General features: G+C 59.8%; 5 protein-coding genes and 1 pseudogene. 1 reads left to right on the top strand and 5 read right to left on the bottom strand.

The annotated features are described in order from the left end of the window. The 3 genes and pseudogenes from FEF27_RS13520 to FEF27_RS12810 all read right to left on the bottom strand — a co-directional run. A pseudogene (locus tag FEF27_RS13520) lies at nucleotides 1–91 on the bottom strand (IS5/IS1182 family transposase); the annotation flags it as partial. A 46-nt stretch (nucleotides 92–137) separates the two neighbouring features. After that, nucleotides 138–368 (bottom strand): hypothetical protein, encoded by a 231-nt coding sequence (locus tag FEF27_RS12805; RefSeq protein ID WP_138171274.1) that lies wholly within the window; start codon nucleotides 366–368, stop codon nucleotides 138–140. A gap of 702 nt (nucleotides 369–1,070) precedes the next feature. Next, a complete protein-coding gene (locus FEF27_RS12810; RefSeq protein ID WP_138171275.1) occupies nucleotides 1,071–1,670 on the bottom strand; it encodes a TetR/AcrR family transcriptional regulator C-terminal domain-containing protein in 600 nt (199 codons plus the stop codon). A 36-nt stretch (nucleotides 1,671–1,706) separates the two neighbouring features. Between FEF27_RS12810 and FEF27_RS12815 the strand changes: the two genes are divergently transcribed. Further along, on the top strand, nucleotides 1,707–2,252 hold the full coding sequence (locus FEF27_RS12815) for a GNAT family N-acetyltransferase (protein ID WP_138171276.1): 546 nt from the start codon (nucleotides 1,707–1,709) through the stop codon (nucleotides 2,250–2,252). Nucleotides 2,253–2,486: 234 nt separating this feature from the next. Here the strand turns inward: FEF27_RS12815 and FEF27_RS12820 are convergent, their stop codons facing one another. Continuing rightward, a complete protein-coding gene (locus FEF27_RS12820) occupies nucleotides 2,487–3,983 on the bottom strand; it encodes an Abi family protein (RefSeq protein ID WP_243729249.1) in 1,497 nt (498 codons plus the stop codon). Nucleotides 3,984–4,368: 385 nt separating this feature from the next. Continuing rightward, the coding region (locus FEF27_RS12825; protein ID WP_138171278.1) for an SAVED domain-containing protein at nucleotides 4,369–5,544 on the bottom strand (1,176 nt) is incomplete at its 5' end.

Raw genomic sequence — 5,544 nt, forward strand, 5'->3', positions numbered from 1 at the left:
CGAAGGGACGCCCTTTGCGTCCTGTGGGCTTGGGCAGCTGATCAGCGATCAGCTCCCACTGAGCATCAGAAAGAACCTGGAGACGAGACATGTCTCCAGGCTTCCAGGCCACCCCTCACATAATTCTCAGACACGCTCTAGTCGTCTTGCATTGGGGAGAGAACCAATTCCCCCAACTCCTCCTGGGCTTCCTCAGTCTCGGGGACCAGGTGATAGTCCTGTCGGTCACGCTCGACCAGAAAAACCAAGTCAGTGGATTCAGGAATGTCTCGGATCTCCAGCAAGAGAACGTCCTCGTCCAGCGTGTAGCTATACCCTCGGGTGAACTCGCTGGAGTCATAGCGAACAGTGCTACTGGTAAAGATCATTTCTCCGCCTTCCCCATTGGACGAAACCACTACCCAAGGCTGCTCCTGGAGGTCAGTACTCGTGTCGCTCAAACAACCAGTCATTACCCCGATCAGCAGGACGGTGACGCCAGCACGACTGAGCCTTCTACACATCCTGCCTAACACCGGGCTGGAGCCGCCCACCGTGGGAGCATCCGCCGGCCTCCGGGGCCGCGAGTCGTTGTGGTGGTGGTCGTCCTGGATTCTGAGACAGGACCGCGCTCCCACGTCCCGACCTCCTCTCGAGATTTGGATGACGCATGAAGATATATCTGAGCCTACAAGGGAGGAGGGTTCTTCCCTCTTCGTCATTGGAGCACTCGCTGGAATGACCAAGGTCTACAAATGCTGTCTCGTCGGAAGTCAGGTCCCGTCATGACGAGCGATCGGGCGGCATTTGCTTGCCATTTTGATCTCGACCTCTCCCCCACGTCACCAGGATCAGCTGACCGAGGTGTCGTAGACCATTAGCACTGAGATGGTCATTAGCAGGAAGCCGACCCAGAGTTCCAAATTCGCTAGCCCTCACCCACCGATTACCCAACTACCTGACGACTGTGGACAGCGTTCACGCCTTCGCCAGGAGGCCATTCGCCCCACGATGGACGGTCTGTCTCGTGGCTCGAGAAACCTGCGGAGGCCTCGGTACAAATCTAGCCTGAACGCTCCTGCATCATCTGGCTACGCCGATAGAAGGGCCTGAATCCCGTCACTAACAAGGGTTTCTGGATCCACGTCATGTACGGCGTGCAACTTGGCATAGACCGGAGCGACGCCTGCATCTATAGGAGCGGCCCACTCGTTGCGCGCCATCGGAGTGGTTGTCGCACTGCCGATCACGAAGTTGGACAATATGTACGCTTTACCTAACGGGTCCCCTGCGCCTCGTTCGACGAGAAGGCTGCACATGCGCTCGGAAAGCAATAAGTAATTCGGGCCACGAGGTGCCCGCATAGCAATGACCTGGCAGGCCCACGGGTGAGCTACCAGATGCCGGTAGAAGCTCATCATGAGTTCGTGCAGCCCGGCGTCATTCATGGCGTCCTGTACGCCTCCGTCCGTGGACAATGCCCTATCCAACGCTAAGTCATAGAGGTCATCCAGCGATGACACTCGCGAGTAGAGACTCGAGGCAGCCACCTCTAACCGTTGGGCGACCGCACGGATCGTCAGCGCCCGAATCCCTCCTTCATCCAGCACACAGGCGGCCTCCTCCGCCACCTGGTCTACGTCGACAGCACGAGAACGACGAACAGGTTTGCGATGCTCCCAATAACTCACGACATCACACTATCCGAACTATGTTAGCTTTAGCGCATGAAGCACACTTCTCCATTCCCTCGCGAAACTGATCGGACGCTTCTGCGCCCCCACCAGGAAAGTGACGCGGCGCCATTGCAGCGCATCTACAGCCAGACCGAAGTGGCCCGCTACCTGTTGGATGACCCTTGGTCTGAGATGGAGGCTGAACAACGAGTTCAGCAGAGGCTGAGCCAGACAGGTCTGGACCAAGACAACGGGGCACTGGCACTCGTCATCGAGCACGATGGCACCGTTATCGGAGATGTCCTGTTATGGCTGACCAACCCAGAGCACCGGGTTGCTGAAATCGGATGGGTCATGGACCCGGCCTATGGCGGACAAGGCCTCGCCACCGAAGCAGTTAGCACCGTTCTTGATATTGGTCTTGAACATTACGCACTCCATCGTGTCGCCGCCCAGATGGACGCACGCAACACCGCGTCCTCGCGATTGGCGGAACGCATTGGGATGCGCCATGAGGCTCACCTGCGCCAGGACTGGTGGAGCAAGGGAGAATGGACAGACACTCTCATCTACGGAGTCCTGGCCTCCGACCGTTGACCTACCCAAGGGCAGCCCAAGGGGGGGAGGGAGGCAGGCATTTGATTGTTCGCAACCGGTTCAGCGAGAAGCCTCCTTCGCGGGGTTCGCCAGCCTGCTCGAGAGAAGCACCGCGAAGCGCAGCGGCTCTCCTACTCGGAAGCCTCTGGCTTACCTCCCGAAGCTCCATGCTCAGGCAGGAGAAGTGAACACCGGACCCGCAGGCATGAACCTGCCTTGAATGAGGCGTGGTCCTTAACCACGCCGCTCCGGCACGACGAAACTGCTCAATGCGCCTGCTTCTCGGACGGCGGCCTCGAACTCGTATTCCGAGACATCCCACAGAAGGTCGAGTGGCGATCGGTCTTTCCCGCCTGCGGCCCCTGGCAGGCCCGGGTGCGGCGTCTGCCACCAGTCCAGCAAGGCCCTTGCGACCTTGGCCGGGTCCGCATCTTCGCAACGAGCGACGAGCTCCTTGTTGACTTCGGCAAGAGCGTCGATGATCTTGCCGTCGCGGAACTGGAACGCAGGATAGAACTTCGTCTCGCCCAGTTCGACCTCGATGACGACTCGATACTTGAGGTAGGTTCGGAGCAAGCTCTTCTGTGCCGCTCGCTTCGCCGCTGTCAGCTGAGCCGGCGTCCGAGAGCCGTCCACGCGGGACGGCTCGGCGGTAGTGAGCGCTTCACGAGCCTTGGGTGCACTGAGGCAATCCGTTCGGTCCAGCAGGCTCGCGGCCAGCATTGGCGAACGATCCAGGACAAATGTGCGGCCCCAGATCGGATTTTCTTTCCAGTCGTCCGGGAAGCCAAGCTGCGCCATGCCGAAACCAAGAGCGTGTGACCTGCGTTCGATGAAGTCAACCAGGTCCACGACATCGATATTTTCTGGCTCGATGCTCAGCATCAGGTATCGCATGACGAGCAGAACACCATAGAGCCTGTTCTTCGTGCCGTCGTCCGTGAGCCGCGCAAGGAGGTCATCGTCGTTCTTGCGCGCTTGACCAGGCGCGTCGAGGAGGACGTCGAACGCACGGTTCCACACACGGCCGTAGTGAGCGCAGATGTTCCGCACGTTTCTGAGACTGTTGAGCCAGTTACCAAGGGCTCCTCGATCTCCGCGGCCATCGGCGGCTCGCACCTGGAATCGCGCGGCGAGAATCTCCTGGTCGCTCTGCCGCATCAGCCCGTAGAGATTGCTTAGAACACCAAACGACATGACCTCCGTCGCCACCCAGATCGGCAGGTGGGGACCATACTTCTGCCGAAAGTGCGCGACGAAGTCTCCCCTGGCCCGTCGCTCATGGCGGTCATACTCCTCAAGCCACTCCCGGTAGGCCTTAGTCGGCGCCGCGCGAGGAGACTGCGGCCGCCGACTAAGCGCACCCCATGCACGGACGAGCAAGTGTTGTTCCACCTCGCGCATCGCGCCCAGGATTTCTGGCTTGCGGTGCGCGAACTTGTCGACCCTTCCAAGTCTATGACCGACATAGAAGCGGAAAGCCGTCTCAATGCCACTGAGCACGTCACCCAAGCGAACACGGACCCCGTGATCGAACTCGTAGAGCGCGACCACATGCGCAAGATTGGCTCCGGGCACGAAAGTGTCCAGGCGGACCTCACGACCGTCCTCGTCGAACTGAGGCTCGGGCGGGGCAGGGCGTTCGCGGTAGAGGTGCCAGTACCCCGACAGCCGATAATAGCCATAGCGTTCCAGCACGTCCGCCGCGTAAGCGTCGTCGCCGCAGTCCATACCACGGCTACGCAACCGCCGAATCTGCTCTGGGACTGTAAGGAATGGCTTCGCGTAAGTACTATCGGGGCTCGTCACATGCACATTATCCTAGTGCCCCGACACCGGGGGAGGCAGAAAGAGAACAGGCCCGCGTCTCATCGCGAGAAGCAGACCTGTCATGTTGGCTTCAACATTACACCCACGACCAGTTTCACGTCAATGCCTGGGCGCGACACCCGCCGTCACCGGGACGTAACAAGTACCCGTTGCCAATTAGTCGACCTTCGTGACAGCACCGCCAGGAGAGAAGAAGCTGCCCGTTGTGTAGACCTCGCGAACTACCTTTTCGAATAGAACTGCCGACTCAAGCCCGCGTTCCATGGGTAAACATGATGGGAAGGGTTCATAGGGTCAATGCCTCGATATAACCCTCACGGGCACGCTGATACACCACTAGTGCAGGCTGGGCGCCTCGCATGTAATGCTGGCCACACGCTACGGCGGCTACCACGGGCACGGCTGCCAACATGTGTATCCGCTCACACAATGGGTAGTCCATTTCCACTCGAGCGAGCGCCGACCTCCACGCACGCGAAAACGCGGCTAAGTCCGCCTTAGTCTGTATCGCGTCCGGCCCCGGCGCATCTGCGGCGAGCGTCACTCGAGGGAGGGCGGCGAAGTCAGCAGGTGCCGCACCCAGGTCAACTACACCAGAGACGTTCACAGTGAGAACGACCTCCGTGGCCGTTGCACTGGCGCCGCTCGAAGCGACAGCGAAAGTTGCACAGGAACCCGGCCTGCTTCGCCAACACCACGCCAAGTCCTCGGCATCTCGGAAGCGTGGGAACACACGGATGTCTCCCTTGTCTTCGAGCTTTGACCCCAGAAAGACCAGGAGCGGCACTGGTGCCATTGCGAAGACCGAGACTGTGTCGAAAGGAGTGTCCCGGAGGGCTGACAACTTCGTCACGATCTTTTTCATTCCCTCTTGCCACACCCAGGAATCAGTGTCCTCGGAGTCGATGGACACAACGAACTCGGCGTCGCGCGGGTGCTCGCCGGCGTACCGCATGCCCTCGAGATGAAGAGCCGAACTCACCTGACGGTCTGTTGCCGGCGCGAAGGTTCCTCGCACACGCCCCGTAACGCGGACAACCGCAGTTTCGGTCACCGTTGCAAAATCGGTGACACGGCGGACGTGATCTTCGAACACCTGCTTGCGCTCGCGAAGATACTCGTCTGTGTAAACCTCTTCGGCACCCGCAGCATCGATCATCCGGTGACATTGGTGGCACAGCAGCAGGAGGTTCTCCGCCTTCGAACGTTCTTCGAGCGACAGCTTGGAGGCACCTCGCGGGGATTTCTTTCCTTGAGTAGCACCAACATTGTGCGCGATCTCACCATGCGCGGTGTGAAAGAAGGAGCGACCTGTGCCAAGCAGATAAGCGGAGCAAAGGACGCAGCGTCCGGCGGCTCGGGCCCAGATCTCCCTGATCACAGACGCCGGAATGTCGACCCTCGCTACGCGCGTGTTCCGCCGCCCCATGTGCCCGTTAGCTTCTAAGAGCACCAGTTCTCC

This window comes from Nesterenkonia sphaerica (genome assembly GCF_005771565.1).
Classification (GTDB): Bacteria; Actinomycetota; Actinomycetes; order Actinomycetales; family Micrococcaceae; genus Nesterenkonia; species Nesterenkonia sphaerica.

What these genes read in the sequence shown, in the direction of transcription:
- FEF27_RS12820 (WP_243729249.1), bottom strand. Translation starts at nt 3,983, where the DNA reads ATGGACTGCGGCGACGACGCTTACGCGGCGGACGTGCTGGAACGCTAT.
- FEF27_RS12805 (WP_138171274.1), bottom strand. Translation starts at nt 368, where the DNA reads ATGATCTTTACCAGTAGCACTGTTCGCTATGACTCCAGCGAGTTCACC.
- FEF27_RS12815 (WP_138171276.1), top strand. Translation starts at nt 1,707, where the DNA reads ATGAAGCACACTTCTCCATTCCCTCGCGAAACTGATCGGACGCTTCTG.